The sequence below is a fragment of the Streptosporangium subroseum genome (genome assembly GCF_900188345.1).
GTDB lineage: Bacteria > Actinomycetota > Actinomycetes > Streptosporangiales > Streptosporangiaceae > Streptosporangium > Streptosporangium subroseum.
Genome location: NZ_FZOD01000015.1, coordinates 149606 through 170498, shown reverse-complemented (window position 1 = coordinate 170498; position 20893 = coordinate 149606). Strand labels below are relative to the sequence as shown.

The following is a 20893-nucleotide window of genomic DNA, read 5'->3' as shown; positions in this document are numbered from 1 at the left end:
GCGTTTCAGAAGGAGGACGCGGTGGCCGCTGTCACCCTTGGCTCGGGGCGGGCTCCGAGGCGTTCCCGGCCTGGTTTCGTCGGCTCTGGGCGGGTTCCGAGGCGTTCCCGGGCTGGTTCCGTGGGTCTCGGGGCGGGTGAGGGAGGTCGCGGAGCGGGTCCAGGCGGCGGATGAGCTCGATCGCCGCCTCGGTGATCTGCTCGGCGTCTTCCCTGCTGTCGGAGGTGGCGACCTCACGGCCCGCCTCGCCGATGACCGTCGTCAGGACGGCGACGGTCAGGCGGTCGAGGGGGGAGACCCCGGCTCCCAGCAGGATCGCGTTCTGCCCGACCCACGTGCGGCCCCGAGTGCGGCGCATCAGCTCGAACCCCGGTGGCGCGTCGCCGTCCATGAACAGCCGGGCGAGGTCCCGGCGCTCCCACGCACCCTCAAGGAAGGCGCGGGCGCCGGCGACGAACAGCTCAAGAGGGTCCTGGACGCCCGACTGGCGGGCCTTGGACACGGCCCCGGCCGCGTTCTCCTCGTACTCGGTCTGGTGGTTCTCCCACAGCGCGAGGAACAACTCGGTCTTGCCCCCGAAGTGGTGGTAGAGACTGCCGATGCTCAGGCCCGCGCGTTCGACGACGTCGGCCACCCCCGCGTCGGCGAAGCCGTGCTCGGTGAAGACCTCTCGGGCGGCCTGGAGCATGCTCTTGCGGGTCTGTGCCGTACGGCTCCACTCCCAGGCGCCGGGCTTGCGTGTCATCGCATCCTCTCGGGATGGGTTGTTGTCCCAGTCGCCCTAAGAGTAGACGCATGATTCTAGAATTCTGTTTTAGATGGGTTTTCGATGGATGAACTGCTCTACTTTTGGGAAAAGCTTTCCAGTTTTTGTGATTGGAGCTTTCTGCGAAGCTCGCCGACCCTGACGAGGGTGAACTCGTAGGCGTCACGGCCGAACGACAGCCGGGATGGCGGGTTGTCGGCGTCGGCGGCCCTGATGATCATCATGGCCGCGCGCTGGGGGTCGTCGCACTCCTCGCCGGTGTCCTCGCGGACGGCCGCCCGCCGTGCATCCATCGGGGGCACCTGGTCGGCGATCTCGTCCGCCGGCGTGATCGCCTGCGAACGGCAGATCTTGCCGATGTAGAACTCGCTGGGTTCGATGAGCAGGGCCCTGTCCGACAACCCGAAGACGTTCGGCTCCGCCCCGAGGGGGGCCTGATCGTCGGCGCTCTGTTCGACCGCGGCGAAACAGCCGATGCCGGAGTTGTTGACCAGCACATCGATGTCGCCGAAGGTCTCCACGATCCGGTCGATCGTGGAGATCACCTGCTCGTGGTCGGTGACGTCGAGCTTCAGTGCCAGCGCGCGCCGGCCGCCTTCCTGTGCGATGTCGACGACCTGCTCGGGGTCACGGGCGGCGACGACGACTCTGTGGCCGTGAGCCAGTACGGCCTGGGCGAGTTGACGGCCGAAACCGGTGGAGCAACCGGTGATGAACCAGGTTTTCACTGTGTTCTCCCTGTTGGATGTTCTCCTGATCGATCGCACTGGGCTCTGCTGATCCGGAGTATCCGGCGGTTGTCGTCGCCATGGGCATCCGACGGCCTCGGACCGTCGGCGACCGGCGGTCAGGATGACGGCGAGCCCGTCCATGAGCACGAGGACGCCGGCGGCGACGATCCCGATCAGGCGCGGTCAACGCCCGCTCCAGCTCGGACAGGTTCGACCGCCATCGGTGATGCCGGCCAGAGATCCGGGCCCGGCCGCAGGCATATCGGGGAGGGTGAGCGCCGGGTGGTCCCATGAGATGGTCACGGCTCTCATGGGGTTACGCATCGTTTTGCGGAGAACGACCGTTGTGACCAGTCCATATACCTAGTAACACCGGTTCTGACGTCTTTCGAAGCCCGGGTGGGAGCCCAGTTTGGCCTAGGAGGTAGATGCCTAGGTGTGATACACCCCCCCGGGCGAACCGGACCGGAGAGGGGCGGAGCACCATGGAATGATGACCCAAAACGCTGAACTCGGAGAGTTCCTGCGTAACCGGCGGGCTCAGATCAAGCCCGAGTCGGTCGGGCTGCCCGCGACCTCGCCGTATCGGCGGGTTCCCGGCCTGCGCCGGGAGGAGTTGGCGCATCTGGCAGGGGTGAGCGCGGACTACTACACCCGTCTGGAACAGGGCCGGAGCATCACTCCGTCCGAATCCGTGCTGGAGGCCGTGGCCGCGGCGTTGCGGCTGAACTTCGCCGAGCGGGCGCATCTGTTCGACCTGGCTCGGCCACAGCCCGTGTGCGCCCGCCGGCGGGTGGCCGAGGGACAGCGCGTCCGCAGCGGCATCTACCAGCTCATGAACGCTCTGCCGGGGCAACCCGCATTCGTTCTGGACCGCCGGATGGACGTGCTGGCCTGCAACGGTGTGGGGCGGGTGCTGCTGACCGACTTCGACGCCCTGCCGCCCGCGCATCGCAACCTGGTGCGCTGGATCATCCTGGATGAGTCCGCGCGTGTGCTGTATCGCGACTGGGACGACGTCGCCCGCCAACTCGTTGGAATAATGCGGTTGTGCGCGGGCCGCCACCCCCGTGACAGTCGTATCGTCGAAGTGGTGAGCGAGCTGAGGGCGAAGAGCGAGGACTTCCGCCGCCTGTGGGCCGATCACCACGTCGTCGAGCGCGCCTTCGGCACCAAACGATTCCATCACCCCCTCGTCGGGGATATGGAGCTCGACTACGAAGTGCTGTTGACGGCCATCGACCCCGAGCAGGTGCTGCTCATCTACACGGCCAAGCCCGGCTCTCCCTCGCAGGAGGCCATGAACCTGCTGGCGAGCTGGGCCGTACCGGCTCAAACGCCCCTGGACGCGGCCGGTACGGCGGCCGCCGACGCGGCCAGGCCCCACCAGAGCGGCTGAGCCGGCGCCTTGGGCCGGCTCGGGAACAGCGCGGGTGAAGACAGCGCGGGTGAAGACAGCGCGGGCGGGAGGCGCAGGGCCTCCGGTGTCGCTCCGGATCCGGATCAGGCGGGGCTGGGGATTCCGTTGCCCCGGCGGCCCCTGCCCGCCAGGACGGCGTCGAGGGAGGGGACGGGCTCGGCGTCGCGCGGGCCGGGCTGGGCGAGCTGGATCAGTACGCCGTGAGCCTCCTTGGGGTGCAGGAACACCTCACGCCACCTCGGGTCGCCGAGGTTGAGGCCGTGCAGGCGATAACCGCGCTCGGTGAGGAGGGACACCGCCAGATCGATGTCGTCCACGTGGAAGTTGAGGTGGTGCACGCCGCCCCGGCCGCGGGTGAGCTCGAAGAAGCTGTCGAAGAAGGTGGATCCGGCGAGCGGCTCCATCAGCTCGACCTTGCTGCCGCCCGGGTAGGTGAGCTGCATGGCACGGAATCCGCCGAGCTGGTTGTCGCCGCCGCCGCGGAAGACGCCGCCCAGCAGGTCATGGTAGATCGGCAGGAGATCCCTGATCCGCGGTGCCGCGACGGCGGTGTGGTCGAAGACGGCGCCGAGTTCCCGAAGGTTCGGGAGTCCTGGGAGTTCCGGTGAGGCGTGCACGTGGGCTCCTTGCGCTCCGGACCGGTGAACCGGCCAATCTTAGAATGACATTCTAGGAGCATTGGGACATTATCTGGATCGCGGGGCAACGAATCGTGAATTCAGCTTTTCACCCGTGTCCGGTACACCGGGTTCCCGAAGCCGATCAACGCGGTTAACGTGACGGGACAGGGCTTCGAGCAGAGGGGTGTGGCGTGAGATGCCGACGATCTGCCTGATAGGGACGCTGGACACGAAGGGACAGGAGTACGCCTGGCTCCGTGAGCGCCTGCGCGACCTCGGCTGCGAGGTCGTTCTGGTCGACGCGGGGGTGGGTGAGCCGCGGGTGGCGGCCGACATCGACAACGGCAGGGTCGCCAAGGCCGGGGGAGCCGACATCGAGGCGCTGCGCGCGGCCGGCGACCGGGGCGCGGCGGTCACGGCGATGGGGGAGGGCGCCGCGGCGGTCCTGGCCGAGCTGTACGCCGAGGGTCGTCTCGACGCCGTACTCGCGGTGGGCGGCAGCGGCGGGTCCTCGATCGCGGGGCGAGCCGTCAGGGACCTGCCGATCGGCCTGCCCAAGGTCATCGTGTCGACCATGGCCTCCGGCGACGTCTCCCCCTACGTGGGGGCCAAGGACGTGACGCTGATGTACAGCGTCGTCGACATCGCGGGCATCAACCGGGTCTCCGGGCGCATCCTCGGCAACGCCGCGGCCGCCGTGGCGGGCATGGCGCACGTCGCGGTCCCGGCCGACGCCGACGACCGCCCGCTCGTCGCCGCGTCGATGTTCGGCGTGACCACGCTCGCGGTCGACGCCGCCAGGGAGCGCCTGGAGGAGCTCGGATACGAGGTTCTCGTCTTCCACGCCACCGGATCCGGCGGGCAGGCGCTGGAGGCGCTGGTCGACAGCGGGCTGATCGCGGGAGTGCTCGACCTCACCATCACCGAACTGGCCGACGACCTGGTCGGCGGCGTGCTGTCGGCGGGTCCCGGGAGGCTGACCGCGGCGGGCGCGAGCGGCGTGCCCCAGGTGGTCGCCCCCGGAGCGCTGGACATGGTCAACTTCGGTCCGCGGAACACCGTGCCAGAGCGCTTCGAGGGGCGGCTGTTCCACATCCACAATCCGACCGTGACGCTGATGCGCACCACGGAGGAGGAGATGGGAGAGCTCGGCCGCCGGGTGGCCGGGAAGCTGTGCGGCGCGACCGGCCCGACCACGCTCTTCCTCCCGCGCGGCGGAGTCTCCGCGCTGGATTCCCCCGGACTCGCGTTCCACGACCCGGAGGCCGACCAGGCCTGCTTCGAGGCCGTGTGCGAGGGCCTGCGAGGCTCCGCCGTTCAGGTGGAGGAGCTCGACCTGCACATCAACGACCCCGGCTTCGGCCGGGCGATGGCCGACCGGCTGCACCAGATGATCTCCTCTGGAGCCGCGGGATGAACCGCGCAGTCCTCTCCGCCCGGATGATCCCCTCAGGAGGCGCCCGATGAATCGCGACGACGTTCTTGCCAGGCTCCGCCGTACCGTCGCCGAGGGCAGACCGGTCATCGGGGCGGGCGCCGGCACCGGCCTGTCCGCCAAGTGCGCCGAGGCCGGCGGCGTGGATCTGATCATCATCTACAACTCGGGCCGCTACCGGATGGCGGGCCGCGGCTCGCTCGCCGGGATGCTGCCGTACGGCGACGCCAACCAGATCGTCGTCGAGATGGCGGGGGAGGTGCTTCCCGTCGTCCGCGACACCCCGGTCCTCGCCGGGGTGTGCGGCACCGACCCGTTCCGGCTGATGCCCAGGTTCCTCGACCAGCTGGCCGACATGGGCTTCGCCGGTGTGCAGAACTTCCCGACCGTCGGCCTGTACGACGGGGTCTTCCGCCAGAACCTGGAGGAGACCGGCATGGGCTACGACCTGGAGGTCGAGATGGTACGGCTCGCGCACGAGCGCGACCTGGTCACCGCGCCCTACGTCTTCGACCCCGGCCAGGCGCGGGACATGGCGGAGGCGGGCGCCGACGTCCTGGTCCCGCACGTCGGGCTGACCACCGCGGGCAGCATCGGCGCGGGTACCGCCCTGACCCTGGACGAGGCCGTCGAACGGGTCCAGGCGATGCGCGACGCCGCGGTGGCCGTCCGGCCCGACATCCTCGTCCTCTGCCACGGCGGCCCGATCGCCGAGCCGCCGGACGCGAGCTACGTCCTGGAACACACCGAGGGCGTCGTGGGCTTCTTCGGGGCGTCGTCGGTCGAGCGGCTGCCGACGGAGCGCGCGATCACCGAGCAGGTCAGGGCCTTCAAGTCACTGAAGTTCTAGATCACCGATCCCCCGACCCCGGGGATCCGAACCGTGAAGCTCCGAGGAGATGTCGTGCATGTGAGCCCGGACGCCGTACCCACGATGGCCTTCGACTGGGGGTTCATCAAGTGGTTCGTCACCCCGTCCACCGTCGAGGGAGCGGGCAGCACCTTCGGCGAGGTCATCGTCAACCCGGGCCGCGGGCACGCCCGGCACAATCACCCGGACGCGGAGGAGATCCTCTATGTGATCTCCGGCGAGGCCGTGCAGACGGTCGCCGACGGCGAGCCGTTCGCGATCAAGGAAGGCGACACCGTGCACATTCCCGCGGGCGCCTACCACTCGACCTTCAACGCGACCTGGCGTCCGCTGCGCCTGATCGTCACCTACACCCCCGGTGGTGAGGAGAAGGCGCTGGAGGGCGCACCCGACCTGCGCGTGCATGAGGCCGGCACCGTGGCGGAGTGGCGCCAGGCCTGATCGCTCTTGTTGGCGGGCAGACGGGCGATCAGAATGGGGGAGACGATCGCCCGTTTCGTCCTCGGGGACGGATGACCGGATTCGGCTCGGCCATCCGCGGAGGCCGGGACCGGGCGACCGGACCCGGTGCGGCCATCTGAGGAGAAGAGCATTGGACGTCGAAGTCGTCGGACGCGTGCTGTCGACCCTGCCGCAGGACGACGACCATCCCTACCGCACCGGGCCGTGGCGACCGCAGACCACCGAGTGGCGCGCCGAGGACCTGGAGGTGGTCGAGGGAGAGATACCGGCCGATCTCGACGGGGTCTACCTGCGCAACACCGAGAACCCGGTGCACCCCGCGCTCGAGCGCTACCATCCCTTCGACGGCGACGGCATGGTGCACGTCGTCGGCTTCCGGGACGGCAAGGCCTTCTACCGCAACCGTTTCATCCGCACCGACGGGCTGCTCGCCGAGCGGGAGGCGGGGAAACCGCTCTGGGCCGGGATCGCCGAGCGACCGGCCTCCTCGCCGCGCCAGGACGGCTGGGGCGCCCGGGGCCGGATGAAGGACGCCTCCAGCACCGACGTCGTGGTTCACGCGGGCGTCGCGCTCACCAGCTTCTACCAGTGCGGGGACCTCTACCGGCTGGATCCGCTGACCCTGGACACGCTGGGCAAGGCGGAGTGGGGCGGGGCCTTCCCCTACGACTGCGGGGTCTCGGCGCACACGAAGACCGACCCGCGCACCGGCGAGCTTCTCTTCTTCAACTACGGCACCGACGAGCCCTACATGCACTACGGGGTCGTCGGCGCCGACGACCGGCTCAGCCACTACGTGGAGGTCCCGCTCCCAGGGCCGCGCCTGCCGCACGACATGGCCTTCACCGAGAACTACGCCATCCTCAACGACTGCCCCATGTTCTGGGATCCGGAGCTGATGACGAAGGGCCTGTACGCGGCGCGGTTCCACCCCGAGCTGCCGACCAGGCTGGCCGTCGTCCCCCGTCGCGGCGGCCGGCCGATCCAGTGGTTCGAGGCCGACGCCACCTACGTCCTGCACTGGGTCAACGCCTACGAGGAGGGCGACGAGATCGTCCTGGACGGGTTCTTCCAGGATTCCCCCGAGCCCAAGGACACCGGTGAGGGCGGCCTGTACCGGCGGATGTTCCGCTTCCTGGCGCTCGACCGCATGCAGACCCGGCTCCACCGCTGGCGGCTGAACCTGGTGACGGGGCGGTGCACGGAGGAGCGGCTGACCGACTCCATCACCGAGTTCGGCGTGCTCAACAACGCCTACGGCGGACGCCGCCACCGCTACACCTACGCGGCGACCGGGCTGGAGGGGTGGTTCCTGTTCGACGGGCTGGTCCGTCACGACCTGCTCACCGGGACCGAGGAGCGCTTCGGGCTGCCCACGGGCGTGTACGGCAGCGAGCCCGCGATGGCGCCGCGGGTGGGATCCTCCGCCGAGGACGACGGTTACCTCGTCACGCTGACCACCGACATGAACGACGATCGTTCCGAGTGCCTGATCTTCGACGCGGCCGGGGTGGCCGACGGTCCGCTGGCACGGCTCAGGCTTCCCGAGCGCATCTCCAGCGGCACCCACGCCACCTGGGCGGCGGGCGAGTCGATTCCCGGCTGGCGCGACGCCGAGTCACCCGCCCAGGCTCTAAGGCTGTGACGCGGTGCCTGGCCGGCACCCGGAGTTGTCACCCGGTGTTCGGAGCCGGTACGGAACTCGCCACACCGTCATGCCCGGGGCCCCGTCTCGATTCATGCGGGACGGAGCCGCCAGGCGGGTCCTTCGGCGTCCAGAGCCTCGTCTCGTTCACACGCGGCAGGGCTGCCAGGCGGGCCCCTCGGCACGGGGGTCGACCCGGCCGAAGATGACATCGGCGAAGTGGACGCCGAACCCGATGGTGCCGGGCTCCGCCATCTCGGCGATGAGGCGGCGCCGGGAGTCCTCCGACTGCTTCGGGTCGTAGTCGGGTGCGGCGGACCATTCGGGGTGGTCGATCTGGATCGGTGAGTGCATGGCGTCACCGAACGCGATCAGCCGCAGGTCACCCGAGCCGATGACGTAGGCGGTGTGGCCGGGTGTGTGCCCGGGGGTGGGCATGACGTGCACGCCCGGGAAGATCTCCTCCCCCTCTCCGACCATACGGACGCGGGGTTCGAGGACGTCGAGGGCGCGCGGGGAGATGTGAGCCTTGACGAGGTGGCGTCCGGACCATTCCGGCTCGGCCACCAGGTAGCCGGCATCGGGGAAGGCGAGCCGGTCGGTGCCGGGTACGGGCTGCCAGGCCCAGCCGATGTGATCGGTGTGAAGGTGGGTGATGGCCACGGCCTCGACGTCCTCGGGCCGGCGGCCGAGCGCGGTCAGGTTGTCCAGAAGATCACCGCCGTGGATGGCGCCCAGCGGACGGCCCGCCTCGGCGGAAAGCGAGCAGGGTCCGAACCCGGCGTCTATCAGCAGGGACCGGCCGTCGTGCTCCACCAGGAGCCCGCCGATGCTCGCGACCATGTTTCCGGTGGTGTCGAGATACTCCGGATGGGCGGCCCAGACCTCGTCGGTGGTGGCCGGCAGCCACCGCGGTGTGAGCTGTGCGGCGCCGTCCGGTACGTACGTCACCGTCGTGTCGCCCATCTGGATCGACCGGACCGGCGACGTACGCCGCAGCCGCTCATCGAGACCCGATATCGACTTCGCCATTCTCCGTATCCGTTCTCTTCATGTCCGGGACGGAACCAGGCGCCCCGACCCCCTTCATGGCCGGGACGGAAATCGGGCCGTCTCCGGCCATCGCGGGCTCGCTCACCACGAAATCGGCACACATCGCGGGCGGGACGCCCTCCGGCGGCGCTTCGGCCGGAACGGCGACGAAGGCGGCCGACGACCGTGCCCCCGGTGGCGGACACCGGTTCGACGATCCGGCAACCGGGCCCGGGAGCCGCTCGATACGGCCTTGCATGCCCCGTATCGAAACCCTCACACCGATATGAAGGTCAAATGAATGAGGCGTGAGTCACCCTCGTACCGGGAGGGCACCCGGGGACGTCAGGCTGCGGTCCCGGCGGTCCCGGCGAGCTCGCGGGCGGGGGCCTGCTGGGTGGGACGGGTGGCGAGCTTGATCGCGACCACGAACACCGCCAGACCGGCGAGCGTCAGGGCGGCGCCGGCCCAGATCGTCGAGGCGTATCCGAGGCCGGCGGCGATGGTCAGACCGCCGAGCCAGGCGCCCAGGGCGTTGCCGATGTTGAAGGCGGCGATTGCCGAACTGGAGAGGGCGCTGCAGGCCGGTCACGGCCTGTCGGTGGTCGAATACACGGTTCTGGACGCGTTGTCGCGCCAGGACGGCTGGCACATGCGTATGCAGCAGCTGGCCCGGGCCGCGGCACTGTCCGGCAGCGCCACCACGCGGCTGGTCAACCGGCTCGAAGACCGGGGCCTGCTGACCCGGGTCCTCTGCCAGGACGACCGGCGCGGCATCTACACCGAGCTCACCGACAAGGGCTGGGGGCTGCTGACCCGGGCCCGTCCGACCTACGACGACGTCCTCGCCGACGCTCTGGCCGGAGCGGAGCGGACCCCGGAGCTCGCCCCCCTGGTCGACGCCCTGCACCACCTGCCCGCGAGCACGGGGTAAGCGGCCGTCCGGGGTGCGAAGACCCCATGAAGCCTTCGACGAGTTCGCCGTCGGCCACCCGGGCCGCATCAGGTAAAGCAAGAACGAACACAACGCGGGATCGTTTTTGCACGCCTGAACGTTTCAGGATCGGTTAACCGCCGATTTTCTGTATGCCGCCTGATTCCAGTATTTACAGTCAGGCCATTCTCAGCTTGGTTCTACGACGGCCTCATGAAGACGCATGGTTGGCTTTTTCGGCGATAGACCGGCGTATTTTCCGGCGAAGGCCAGGATATCCGCGGTCAGGTCGCGTTCTATGCTCGCGGGGGAGGCGGCGTGGGCGGTGTCGGGTTCTCGACGCATGAGGATCGGTCGGTCACTGCCGGTGGCGTGTTGGAGGGCCGCGCACATTTTGGTGACGTGTGCCTCTCCGGTCTGCAGATCGGTTACCGCGCCGGTGAGAAGGAATGCAGGATAAAGGGCTCCGGGCTTGATGTTGTGGTAGGGGGAGTATCCGAGTAGCCATTGCAGCTGTTCGGGTTGGGAGGCGGTACCGAATTCGTCCGTCCAGGTGCATCCCAGGCCGAAGTTTTCGTAGCGCACCATGTCACATAGCGGGCCTTCGGCGATGACCGCGGCGTACAGGTCCGGTCGCTGGGTGGCGGCGGCCGTGACCAGTAGCCCGCCGGCGGATTGGCCGAAGCTCACCAGCTGGTCGCGGGTGGTTCGGCCGGTGTTGATGAGCCAGGTCGCGGCGTCGTTGAAGTCGCTGATCGCGCGGTGTTTGTGCGGTCCACGGCCGGCGTCGTGCCAGCTCTGGCCTTCTTCGCCGCCTCCGCGTACACAGGCGACCGCGTAGGTGCCGCCGGCGCTGACCCATGCGGCTGCCGCGGGGAAGAACCAGGGGCGCATCGGCATGCCGAAGCTGCCGTAGCCGTAAAGGAGGGTGGGGCGGGGACCCTGCTGTTCTTCGGCCGGGGTGAACAGGAACAGCGTGATCTCGGTGCCGTCGCCGGCGGGATAGCGAACGCTGCTGCTGCGAATCTCTGGAGTATGTCCGGCTGTCGTGGCGCCGGTTTCCCGCTCCGTCTTCCCGCTGGTGGCGTCGTAGCGATAGATGGTGGGGGGTGTGGTCGCGTCGCAGTAGCTGAACCATGCGCGATGTCCGCGTGGGCTGTTTGCGCGCAGGGATGACACGACGCCCGCGCCGGGAAGGGGCAGATCGGTGAGCGGCCGGCCACTGGCCAGGTCGTGCAGTGTCAGGGTGGAGGTGCCGTGGCGGGAACGCGCCACCAGCAGGAGGGGCCGCGGAAGTGCCGGGTCGTCCAGGACCACACACTCGTCCAAGGGGGCCTGGGGGTCCTCGGCTACCAGCTCACGCCATGCGGCCGGATCGGTATCGTGCCGGTGCGCCATGCAGATGCGGCCGCACGGGGCCTGGTAGTCGGTGACCAGCAGCAGATCGTTGTCCGCGAGGAAGCGGGGAAGAACGCGGGCGCGTGTGGTGTGTCCATCCACGACCTTGATGAAATGCGGAGCTTCCGGATCGACGAGCTCGGCCACGTACACATCGTTGGGTGAGGCGATCCCAGCCATCGCGGTGACCGCCAGATAACGGCCGTCGGCGCTGACCGTGAGACCGTAATAGTGGTCTGGAGCATCGTCGCCGCCGAACACCACCGCGTCGCTCTGCCAGGGCGAACCGATCCGGTGCAACCTCACTCGCCGCTGCAGACGCGTGTCGCCGGGGGCCAGTTCCTCATCGGGAACACGGCTGACGTAGTAGAACGCGTCCCCTCCGGGCAGCCAGGCGAGTGAGGTGTTACGGGCGCGTGGCAACGGCCCGTCCACCGCTTCGCCGGTATGGACGTCCAGCACCAGGATGTCGCTGCCGGGCTGCTCGGCGACCTCCATCTGGACGGCCACACGCTCGCCCTCGCGCGATGGCCACCAGGCATACAGCCCGGTATGACCGGACGGATCGATCTCCACCGGATCGACCAGCACCCGCCTGTTTCCCTCCGCGTCAACGATGAGCAGGCGTCGTTGCTCATCCTCACGGAGCTGCTCGGCGAGGAACATGACCGAACCACGCGCCGTCGGAGGCTCCGACACACCGAAGGACGACACCTGATCCACCAAGGAAGCCCACGATTGCTTCTCACACCATCCGGCGCTGGACGCGCGGAAGAGACGATCCTGGGCAGCGGCCCAGTCCCGCACGCGCGCGTCATTGCCGTCTTCCAGCCAACGGTAGGGATCGGGAACCGGGAATTCGAACAGATCTTCTACCGCATCACTGCGCCAAGCGGCAGGGTAAAACAATCGCGCCATAAACGCCCCCCGAATGCATCGCCCCACCTGCCACAGCTCGAGGTACTGCGGCCTGTACACACCGCAGCACCTCGGCTCACTCAGTTACGACTCGCCGCGGAGAATGTCCGCCTGCCAGCCGCGTACGGCCCCAGTGCGGGCAGATGGGCCGGTTTCACGGTACGGTAGGTATCCGTTCATGTCAGCCTCCAGGATCCGTCGATTCGCCCGGAATGAGCGATTACGACAACAAATGTCCCCGCGCCTGCGATCGATAAACACGGGCATCACTCCCGACGGCGAGCGCCAATCCTCCTGGGTCTTCGGCACCTGCGGGCCGGAAAGCCGGCCGAGCATATTGGCTATCCTCCCGTTAAAATTTTATGCAAGAGAAGAATGCATACCAGAATTCCATATGAGGATTGATCTCGCGCAAAAACAATTCGGATCCTTTCGAGACGGACCCCAGGGCCGACAGAGTTCTCACATGGTGAGGCCGAGAGCGATCAACGGACTGCCGAAGTCGTCGCGGGCCCGCGGGTTCTCTCGGCGATGTCGGTGAAGTTGAGCAGCCGCAGCGCGCCGACCGCATAACTGCGCATGATCGCCGGGATCGCAGGTCAGATCCAGCCGCGCCGGGTGGCCTCCATGGCGATCTGGAACCGGGTCTGCGCCCCGACCCGGTCCATCAGCTTGGTGACGTGTCTCTGCACGGTCCGCTCGCTCCACCCCAGGGCGCGGCTGGCCGCCTTGTCGGTCGCTCCCGAGGCCAGCAGCGTCAGCAGCCTCGACTCCTCCTCGGACAATTCCTCCGTGCCGGAGTCGTCCACGCCGGGTGCGGTCAGCCGGACCGGGACGCTGCGCGCCCACACCGCCTCGAAGAGGGCGACCAGCGCGTCCAGGAGCGGTGAGGGATGGATCAGGTACGACGCCGTGACCGCGTCGTCGCCGAGCCGGAGCAGGGGGATGATGGCCATCCGGTCATCGGAGATCGCCAGCTTCATCGGCAGCTGGGCGGCGATCCTGGCCTGCTCTCCATGCTGCATTCCGGCCGTGACGTCGTCCAGCCAGCCGGGCAGCTCGATGGCGCTCTTGTCGTAGATGACCCGGTACTTCACGCCCCGCCTCAGCAGGGCGAGCTCGACGTGGTTCGGCTCCGTGTGCGCCTCCGGGGCGGCGTAGGGCGGGCAGTCGAACCCGCGGACCTGGGCGCGGGTGTTCTGCTGCATCTGCAGCCAGTGGTGGTTGACCTCGTCGCGTCCCGAGACCACCTCGATCAGCTCACCCGGATGGGCGAACCGGGTGCCCGCGCGATACATCTTCATCAACGTCCGGACATGCGAGCGGACATCGTGCAGCGCGGCTTCGCGCTCGCGCAGGATGGCCTCCAGCCCGCTGTCCGGCGAGACGGCGACGTAGCGGATGGGACGCCCCGTCGAGCGGGTGGCCAGGCCGAGCTCGACGAGCGACCGCAACGTCCGTCTGGCGGCCGCCGCCGGAAGATGGCAATCTCGGACGAGCTCGGACATCGTCGCCTGCGTTCTGCGGACGAGGGCGTCGTACACCGCCTCGTCCTGCTGGCTCAGTCCGATCACTTCAAGCACGCCTGCCTCCTCGCGGCCACGGCGATCGTCCGGCAGCGGGAACGGTGGCCGACCCGGGCTGTCGTATTCCTGTCACCTGACATGAACTCGCCGTCCACTTAGCTTGTCAGCCGACAAGGGCGGATGCCAGCGTTCAGGCGCACTACGCGCGCATATGAACGAAGGAGCCCCCTATGTCGCTGTCCGCCCATAGATCTCGCGGGCAACGCCTGTTACTTGCCACGCTGTTCGTTCTCGGATCGCTCACCGCGATCCTGCCCGCGAATCCGGCCATGGCGAAGGCACCCCCGGAGAAACCCGCCCAACGAGGGAAGATCGCCTCTGAGCTGATCGACCGGATGAAGACCGCCAGGGCGGGTGCCGACGACCGCGTCGAGGCGGTCGTCGTCCTGGGCGCTCGCCCGGACCCGGCGACGTCCTCGCCGAGCGTGGCGCGGACCACCCTGGCCGAGACGGCCCGGTCCGCGCAGACCCCTGTCGTCCAGTTGGTCGAGTCCCGCGGGGACCAGGTGGTCAATACCTTCTGGCTCAAGAACATGGTGCTCGTCCGAGTCAAGCCCGCCACCATGGACGCGCTGGCGGCACTCCCCATGGTCGACCGGGTCATTCCCAACTTCGAGCTCAAGGCCCCGCCCACGCCTCCCGCGTCGCCCGTCGCCTCGCTGCGGGCCGCGAAAGCCGGCGCGTCGACCTGGGGCGTCGAGAAGATCGGCGCCGACCGGGTGCAGAAGGAGCGCGGGCTCACCGGCGACGGCGTGCGCGTGGCGATCCTCGACACCGGTATCGACATCAGCCACCCCGACCTCACCGGGAAGCTCGTCACCGACGACGCGTCGGATCCGTCCCACCCCGGCGGCTGGATCGAGTTCTCGGCGGAGGGAAAGCCGGTCTTCTCCTCGCCGCACGACAGCGCCTTCCACGGCACGCACGTGGCGGGCACGGTCGCCGGTGGTAACGCGTCGGGCACGCAGATCGGCGTGGCGCCCGGCGCCGAGCTGATGGCCGGCCTGGTCATCCCAGGCGGCAGCGGATCCATCGCCCAGATCATCGCCGGCATGCAGTGGGCGGTGGCGCCGTACGCCGCCGACGGCAGCCCCGCGGGCAAGCCCGCCAACGTCGTCAGCATGTCGCTGGGCGGCGAGGGTTACACCGACGAGCTGATCGAGCCTGTCCGCAACCTCCGCCTGGCCGGCGCCTTTCCTGCCTTCGCCATCGGCAACGACTGTCTCCCTGGAGAGTCGAGCAGCCCCGGCAACGTGTACGAGGCCGTGGCCGTCGGCGCCACGAACCCCGATGACAGCGTGCCGGACTTCTCCTGTGGCGGTGTCGTCACCAGGAAGGACTGGTTCGACGCGCCCGCCGAGTGGCCCGACTCCTATGTCGTCCCGGACGTCTCGGCGCCAGGTACGGAGATCCTCTCGTCCGTGCCCGGCGGCGAGTACGGGACGTTGGACGGCACCTCGATGGCGACCCCGCACGTCTCCGGCACGGTCGCGCTGATGCTGCAGGCCCGCCCCGATCTCAGCGTCGACGAGGCCCTGACCATCCTCGAAGGCACGTCGTTCTTCGACAAGCGCTACGGCGAACGTCCCAACACCCGCTACGGCGCCGGCCGGATCGACGCGTACGCCGCCGTCGCCGAGGCGGCGCTGAAGAGCGGCATCCGGGGCACCGTCACCGACGACAAGACCCGTAAGCCGCTCGCCGGCGTGACCGTCACCCTGACGTCCACCGGCCGTACCTTCCAGACCGACGAGCAGGGCCGGTTCGAGATACGGATCGGCGCCGGCACGTACGACCTCAAGCTGGCCCGATTCGGCTACCGGAGTGAGTCGACCCGCGTCCGCGTCACGGCCGACCGCTTCTCCGACGTACGGCTCGCGCTGGAGCAGACCCGCTGGGGCAAGCTCTCCGGAAAGGTGGCGTACGGCCCGACCGGCTCGACGGTGCCGGGCGCGACGGTCACGGTGCTGGGCGTGCCCGACCACCTCACGGCCACGACCGACATCAACGGCGATTACGCGATCGACGACGTGCCCGAGGGCACCTATCAGGCGGTCGCGTCGGCCGTCGGCGTGTCGACCTCGGATCCCCAGCAGGTCGCCGTAAACGGGAAGAAGACGAACGGGAAGGCCGATTTCGCCCTCCCGCGGCCGTCGCCGACCAAGCGCGTCTCGCTGGCCGCCGACGGAGCGCAGGGCGACGACGACGCCTGGTGGCCGAGGCTCAGCGCGGACGGCAGCCTCGTGGCGTGGGCCAGCCCGGCGTCCAACCTCGTCCCGGACGACACCAACAACGACGTCGACGTCTTCGTGACCGACAGGCGCACCGGGGCGATCGAGCGGGTGTCGGTGGCCTCCGACGGCACACAGGCCGATGCCTTCTCGCTGCTCCCGGACATCAGCGCCGACGGCCGCTATGTCGGGTTCAGCAGCGGGGCCACCAACCTGGTGCCCGGGGACACCAACGAGCAGACCGACACGTTCGTCCGTGATCGGCAGACAGGGAAGACCGAGCGCATCTCGTTGGCCTCCGACGGTACCCAGGGGAACGGTCTGTCCACGCAGCCGCTGTTCAGCGTCGACAGCCGCTTCGCCGTCTTCCAGAGCGACGCCACCAACCTGGTGCCCGGGGACACCAACGGCCGGAGCGACGTCTTCGTCCGCGACCGGAGCACCGGGAAGACCGAGCGCGTCTCGGTCGCATCGGGCGCCGTCCAGGCGGACGGGAGCTCGCGCGACCCCTTCATCAGCGCCGACGGCCGCTTCGTCGCGTTCGACAGCGATGGCACCAATCTTGTCCCGGGTGACACCAACGGGCATGTCGACGTCTTCGTCCGGGACCGTCAGACCGGGACCACGGAGATGGTTCCCGCGCCGGAGGGGACGGAGGGCGTCACGCCGTCGATCAGCGCCGACGGGCGGATGGTGGTGTACCTGACGAGCGGCGGGCCGATGGGCTTCCAGATCTTCAGCTACGACCGGCAGACCCGTACGACCGCGCTGGTCTCCGCGGGGCCCGACGGAGGCATCGGCGACAACGCGTCCTACGGCCCGTCGATCGGCGCCGACGGGCGGACGGCGGTGTTCTACAGCTACGCGGGCAACCTCGCCGCCGGCGACACCAACGGGCAGCTGGACGTGTTCGTGCGCGACCTGAAGGCCGGCACCACGGTGCGGGTCTCCACGGGCACGAAGGGCGCGGAGGGCGACGGCATGAGCGAACTGCCGACGATCAGCGACGACGGGCGGTACGTCGCCTTCCAGAGCACCTCCGGCAACCTCGTGGATGACGACACCAACCGGCGCTCCGACATCTTCGTTCACGACCGGACCCCCGGTCCCGAGCCTCGCTTCGTCCTGGCCGACCTCGCCATCAGCCCCCTGGACACCCGCCCCGGCCGCCCCGTGCGGATCACCGCGTCGGTCAAGAACGTGGGGGAGAAGGTGGGCGCGTACGACGCCGTCCTGCGGGTCGACGGCGCGGTCGAACGGCGGCAGACCGTCCAGGTCCGCGCCGACAAGGCGGTGCGGCTCTCGTTCGACGTGCGCCGGAGCTCCTCGGGTACGTACACCGTGGACCTGGGCCCGCTCGCCGGGCGGTTCACGGTGAGCGGCCGCTGAGGGGCCACGGTGACCTGCCATGGCGTCGGCGGGGTGGTTCGGTGAATCCTCGGACGACCTTCGGGAAATCGCCGCCGATGCCGTGACCTAAGGCCGGTCGCCTGCCCGCCCAGCTGGGCGGGCAGGCGACCGGAGCGGTGCCGGTCAGGGTTTCGGCGCGGGCACCGGTGTCCACTGCCGGCACACGTCGCCGGCACACGTCCTCAGGGTCGTGAGACGGCGTCGGTGCGGGCGTGCGGGCGGCTCCTTCGGGGGCGGAGGGCATCGTTGAGCCTGCGAGAACGGGACCGTTCGGTGTGGTTCGGGAGGAGGACGGCGTCAGGCGCCGGAACGCCGGTGCGCTCAGCCGGTGGGACAGCGGGTGGCACCGGCTCGCATCAGATCGACGTACAACCGTCTCGCCAGAACGATCTCGGTCGGCATACAGAAAGCCAAGCATCTCCGGCGGATGCGAACAATACCCACTTAACAGGTAGATTTACATTGTTTTTCCACCTCTCCAGGGCGGCATGGCGCCCGGTCTGTGCGGGGCCTGGTCGGCCTGAAGGCCGTACTGGCGCGTTGACGGGTTCCCCCGGCACTGTCTCCACGGTGCGGGGGGAACCCGAGCCGGAGGGGCGGGCGCGGAGACCCTTCGAGAGGGTTTCCCCTGCAGGATGCGGGCGAGGTCACGTCGAGTGGTGACGCCGAGCTTGGTATAGATCTTCTGCAGATGGTTGTCGACGGTGCGCACCGACAGCACCAGGGTCTGGGCGATGTCCTTGCTGGGGGCGCCACCGGCGGCGAGCAGGGCGATGTCGCGTTCGCGCCCGGTGAGGGAGGAGGTCGCCTGCGCGGTGGCGAGGATGGGCGTGCCCGCGCCCCCGCAGCGTGCCGTCGCCTCCAGAGCCTGTCCGGCCGCGGCGGCGGCCTGCCGGGGGGCGCCGTTCTGCCGCCAGGCGGCGGCAGCGGCGGTGGCGGCCTCGGCGGCCAGCAGGTCCGCGCCGATCTCTTCGAGCATGCCGGCGGCCTCGAGAAGCCGCGACGGGTCGTTCGCGGCGAGGGCGGCGGCCAGGCGCGCCCGAGCCGCCGCGAAGTCGCCATCGCATATCAGGGCGAGCTCCGTGAGACGATCGGTCACCTGCCGGGCACCACCGAGGCGGGCCACGTCGGTGAGCAGCAGCGCCTCGGACGTGAACTGGTCGGCGTCCCGCGCCACTCCGGCGGCGTGAACGAGGATCTCCCGGGCCCCGGCCAGGTGCCCCCGGACCGCCAGCACCCAGGCCTCTCCCAGATATTCCTCACCGGCGAAAAGTCCCGCGCTCGGATAGGCCTTGAGCTCGTCCAGGGCGGCCTGTGCCACGTCGAGGTCGCCGAGGAGACCGGCGGTCGCGGCCAGACCGGAAAGGATGAGACGCAGCGGTTTGATGTGACGGTGAGCGTGGGCCAGGTTCGCCGCCTCCACGTACCAGTGACGCGCGGTGGCCAGCCGTCCCGCCAGCCACTCCACGCGTGCCTGGCTCAACGCGATCCAGGTCTGTCCGTAACCTCTGCCGCGCTCGGTGAGCAGGGCGGCGGTGCCGTGCGTTCCGATCTCGCGAGCCAGGGCCAGCCGGCCGAGCTCCGATGCCACGAGGGTGAGCGGAACCAGACAGGCGAACGGTGGTGGAGGCGGGGCGTGTCCATCGTGCAGACGCGTCAGATAGGTGCGCTCGATCACCTCGGCCAGGGCCTGGGCCTCATGGGTACGGCCCAGCAGCGCCAGCCCCGTCACCTTCGCCGACGCACCCCACAGCCGCGCGTTGACGTTCTGCCCCCGCGGTATTTCGTCCAGGACCTCATCCAGCAGCGCCACCCCCTCCGCGGGCCGGCCGGACATTGTGATCATGGTGGCCTTGGTGATGAGCAGAAGCCCGCGATCGGTGCCGCAGGTGACGTGGGCGAGTGCCTCGTCGTTGAGTTCGACGGCCTCCTCCGCCCGGACGCCCGTCCAGAACAGGTTGAGGGTCCGCATCCTGGTCACGGCCTGGCGTTCCCCTTCGGTGGACGCCTGCCCGTACGCTCCGGCCAGCGCCGCCTCGGCCTCTTCGTACCTGCCCGTCTCCATGAGCGCCTCGCCGTACAGAAGCCAGGACCCGGCGGTGTGATGCCCGGCGGGCACCGCGCCGAGCAGGGAAAGGACCCGGGCGTGGTCATGAGTGTGGCGAGCCGTGGCCGCGGCCCGGATGAGCAGGGCGGGATCGGCGGTGCCGGTGGCCGCGAGCCGCCATGAGGCGATGCGCAGCGCGTCGTCGCGGCGGTGGGCGCCGTGGACCTCGATCCGCTCGGCCTGCCGGAGCAGCAGGGCCCGGCGCCGCATGAGGGGGATCCGCTCGCGGAGCACCTCCCCGTACAGCGGGTGGGCCAGGGTCACGCTGACGCGCCGCCCGTCATCGGTCGCGCGGATCAGCCCGGCCTGTTCCAGATCGATCAGGATCTGTGGGGAGGCGGCGACGTCGGCCATTCCCAGCGGCTCGCACAGCGAGAGCAGTTCCAGAAGCGGCCGTCCCGCGAGACCGGCGGACGCCAGCCGGTTGCCGACCAGCTCGGTCAGCAGCGGCGTACGCGGTAATGAGTCCTTTGAGCCCTTGACCAGTTCCCATACCGCCCCGTCACCGGTCAGCACCCCGGCGTGGAGGGCGCCGAGCACCAGTTCGCGCAGATAGAGCACATTGCCGCGGGACGCGGTGAACAGCTCGTGCAGGGTACGCCGCCCCACGGGTCCGCCGAGTACGGCCTGGAGGAGCTCCTCGGACGTGTCCTGGCCGAATTCGACCAGATCCACCCTGTGCGCCGAATCCCCCCACCGGATCACCTCCGTGGCCTCGGCGGCCTCGGCGGACGGCCCGTCGGTGCGGATCGCGCCGACGAGGAAGATCAGGCCCGCGTCCGCGAGCTGTCTCAGCAGCACCGTCGAGGACGCGTCCAGGAGATGCAGGTCATCGACCACGACCACCCGCCTGCGCCGGTCCGTTCCGGCCAGCGCCTTCGACACGGCGGCGAATCCCGTCCCGGGGCAGGCCGGGTCCACGCCGGGAGGGAGCAGGTGCGCGATCGCGCCCAGCGGGACCTCCGCCACCGCCGCGCTCGCGGCCGCCCACCCCACCTCGAACCCCTCGCCCATGGCCGCGAACATGAACTCCTCCAGCAGCCGCGACCTGCCGACGCCGGATGGACCGCAGACCACGAAGCTCTGGCTCCACGGATCCTTCAGCACCCGGACGAAACGCGCCAGTTCCGCCTGGCGGCCGATGAGGGGCCAGCGCCCCGCCTGCGGATGGGCGTCCGCGGCCGTCCCGCTCTCGACCATGCCGGTCGTACGGTGTGTCGTTCCGCCGATCAACCTGTGGCCTGCCCGGGTATCCGGATGCCGAAGATGTGTGCCCTGGATCATTACGCCTCGTCTTCCGTGCTGAATGACCACATAAGGATGGACA

Annotated in this window: 14 protein-coding genes; 7 read left to right on the top strand and 7 right to left on the bottom strand. The window is 69.3% G+C overall.

All coding sequences use genetic code 11. The features are described 5' to 3' along the window. Nucleotides 1-31: 31 nt before the first annotated feature. A complete protein-coding gene (locus tag CHC08_RS17740) occupies nucleotides 32-745 on the bottom strand; it encodes a TetR/AcrR family transcriptional regulator (RefSeq protein WP_089208400.1) in 714 nt (237 codons plus the stop codon). Between the two features lie 98 nt (nucleotides 746-843). After that, nucleotides 844-1494, bottom strand: coding sequence for an SDR family NAD(P)-dependent oxidoreductase (locus CHC08_RS17735; protein WP_179282091.1), 651 nt, complete (start codon nucleotides 1492-1494; stop codon nucleotides 844-846). A 496-nt stretch (nucleotides 1495-1990) separates the two neighbouring features. Here CHC08_RS17735 and CHC08_RS17730 point away from each other — a divergent pair, with 496 nt between their 5' ends. Further along, the gene (locus CHC08_RS17730; RefSeq protein WP_089208398.1) at nucleotides 1991-2896 is read left to right on the top strand and encodes a helix-turn-helix transcriptional regulator; all 906 of its coding nucleotides are present in this window, start codon (nucleotides 1991-1993) and stop codon (nucleotides 2894-2896) included. A gap of 104 nt (nucleotides 2897-3000) precedes the next feature. Here the strand turns inward: CHC08_RS17730 and CHC08_RS17725 are convergent, their stop codons facing one another. After that, nucleotides 3001-3534 carry a VOC family protein gene (locus CHC08_RS17725; protein ID WP_089208397.1) on the bottom strand — a complete coding sequence of 178 codons (534 nt, stop codon included), beginning with the start codon at nucleotides 3532-3534 and terminating at the stop codon, nucleotides 3001-3003. 199 nt (nucleotides 3535-3733) lie between these two features. Here CHC08_RS17725 and CHC08_RS17720 point away from each other — a divergent pair, with 199 nt between their 5' ends. The 4 genes from CHC08_RS17720 (at nucleotide 3734) to CHC08_RS17705 (ending at nucleotide 7950) form a co-directional block, all read left to right on the top strand. Then, nucleotides 3734-4954 carry a Tm-1-like ATP-binding domain-containing protein gene (locus CHC08_RS17720; RefSeq protein WP_089208423.1) on the top strand — a complete coding sequence of 407 codons (1221 nt, stop codon included), beginning with the start codon at nucleotides 3734-3736 and terminating at the stop codon, nucleotides 4952-4954. A 46-nt stretch (nucleotides 4955-5000) separates the two neighbouring features. After that, nucleotides 5001-5822 (top strand): phosphoenolpyruvate hydrolase family protein, encoded by an 822-nt coding sequence (locus CHC08_RS17715; RefSeq protein WP_089208396.1) that lies wholly within the window; start codon nucleotides 5001-5003, stop codon nucleotides 5820-5822. Nucleotides 5823-5876: 54 nt separating this feature from the next. After that, the gene (locus CHC08_RS17710; RefSeq protein WP_218825348.1) at nucleotides 5877-6284 is read left to right on the top strand and encodes a cupin domain-containing protein; all 408 of its coding nucleotides are present in this window, start codon (nucleotides 5877-5879) and stop codon (nucleotides 6282-6284) included. A gap of 151 nt (nucleotides 6285-6435) precedes the next feature. Next, nucleotides 6436-7950, top strand: coding sequence for a carotenoid oxygenase family protein (locus CHC08_RS17705; RefSeq protein ID WP_089208395.1), 1515 nt, complete (start codon nucleotides 6436-6438; stop codon nucleotides 7948-7950). A 147-nt stretch (nucleotides 7951-8097) separates the two neighbouring features. Here the strand turns inward: CHC08_RS17705 and CHC08_RS17700 are convergent, their stop codons facing one another. Next, nucleotides 8098-8982, bottom strand: a complete 885-nt coding sequence (locus CHC08_RS17700) for an MBL fold metallo-hydrolase (protein ID WP_179282090.1) — start codon at nucleotides 8980-8982, stop codon at nucleotides 8098-8100. 541 nt (nucleotides 8983-9523) lie between these two features. Here CHC08_RS17700 and CHC08_RS17695 point away from each other — a divergent pair. Beyond that, entirely contained in the window at nucleotides 9524-9916 is a 393-nt protein-coding gene (locus CHC08_RS17695; protein WP_245878386.1) for a MarR family winged helix-turn-helix transcriptional regulator, read from the top strand. A gap of 189 nt (nucleotides 9917-10105) precedes the next feature. On the opposite strand, the gene CHC08_RS17690 is transcribed toward CHC08_RS17695, so the two are convergent. Together CHC08_RS17690 and CHC08_RS17685 are read right to left on the bottom strand one after the other, a co-directional pair. Further along, a complete protein-coding gene (locus CHC08_RS17690; protein ID WP_089208394.1) occupies nucleotides 10106-12232 on the bottom strand; it encodes a prolyl oligopeptidase family serine peptidase in 2127 nt (708 codons plus the stop codon). A 599-nt stretch (nucleotides 12233-12831) separates the two neighbouring features. After that, nucleotides 12832-13815, bottom strand: coding sequence for a helix-turn-helix domain-containing protein (locus tag CHC08_RS17685; RefSeq protein ID WP_089208393.1), 984 nt, complete (start codon nucleotides 13813-13815; stop codon nucleotides 12832-12834). A gap of 173 nt (nucleotides 13816-13988) precedes the next feature. On the opposite strand from CHC08_RS17685, the gene CHC08_RS17680 reads away from it, so the two are divergent. After that, the gene (locus tag CHC08_RS17680) at nucleotides 13989-17438 is read left to right on the top strand and encodes a S8 family serine peptidase (protein WP_089208392.1); all 3450 of its coding nucleotides are present in this window, start codon (nucleotides 13989-13991) and stop codon (nucleotides 17436-17438) included. A gap of 478 nt (nucleotides 17439-17916) precedes the next feature. Here the strand turns inward: CHC08_RS17680 and CHC08_RS52420 are convergent, their stop codons facing one another. Continuing rightward, nucleotides 17917-20766, bottom strand: a complete 2850-nt coding sequence (locus CHC08_RS52420) for a helix-turn-helix transcriptional regulator (RefSeq protein WP_089208391.1) — start codon at nucleotides 20764-20766, stop codon at nucleotides 17917-17919. Nucleotides 20767-20893: the final 127 nt, after the last annotated feature.